Annotated in this window: 1 protein-coding gene; it reads right to left on the minus strand. The window is 38.3% G+C overall.

Annotation, left to right across the window (positions count from 1 at the left end; translation table 11 throughout):
* The coding region (locus ACYVRA_RS07540) for an ABC transporter permease subunit (RefSeq protein WP_461252126.1) at positions 1–633 on the minus strand (633 nt) is incomplete at its 3' end.
* Positions 634–843 lie beyond the last annotated feature (210 nt).

Consider the following 843-nt stretch of genomic DNA (forward strand, 5'->3'; position numbering starts at 1 on the left):
AGTATATGGACGGTCAAATTCAATTCCTAAAATACGTCCAATGTTCATTATTAAAAGAACTACAATGGTTGGCCTGATTCCCGGCAGGGTAATATGCCAAAGTTTTCGCCAGCGTCCCGCGCCGTCAACTTCCGCGGCTTCGTATAACTCCGGGTTAATTCCAGTAATTGCCGCAAGGTAAATGATTGTTCCCCAGCCCATTTCCTTCCATACTCCGAATACAATGTAAGTCAAGACCCAGTTTTTGCTGTTCATAAGGAAGTCGATAGGTCTGGCGCCAAAGTTTTCAGTAATGAACATATTAATTACGCCGTTTGTCGGCGCTAAAAGCCTGGTGGCAATGCTGGATACAATAATCCAAGATAAAAAGTGAGGAAGATAAATGATAGTTTGAGTTACTTTCTTAAAACTTTTAAATATTAATTCGTTTAATACAAGGGCGAGAATAATCGGAGCCGGAAAACCTACTATTAAGTCCAGAAAATTGAGCGTTAGGGTATTCCGCATTGAAAGCCAAAAATCCCTCCTGTTAAAGGCCTGCTGAAACCACTTAAAACCTACCCAAGGCGAATCGTCAGACCATACGCCTTTGAACATATTGTAATCCTTAAAAGCAATTACAATGTTTGTCATAGGTATATACCTAAAAATGATGAAAAACGTTACCGGAAGCACCAACATCAAATAAAGCATCCAAGAACGCCTAGCGTAACTCAAGAAATTAGCTCCGCTCAAACTTAATGTTGTATTTTTAACCTTATTGTCCTTTTCTTTCACTTACTTTTCCTTATGTTTTTATGTTATATTGAATATCAGTTATTGTCAAGGTGAAATTTTTAGTGT

The sequence above is a fragment of the Treponema sp. R8-4-B8 genome (assembly GCF_054786175.1).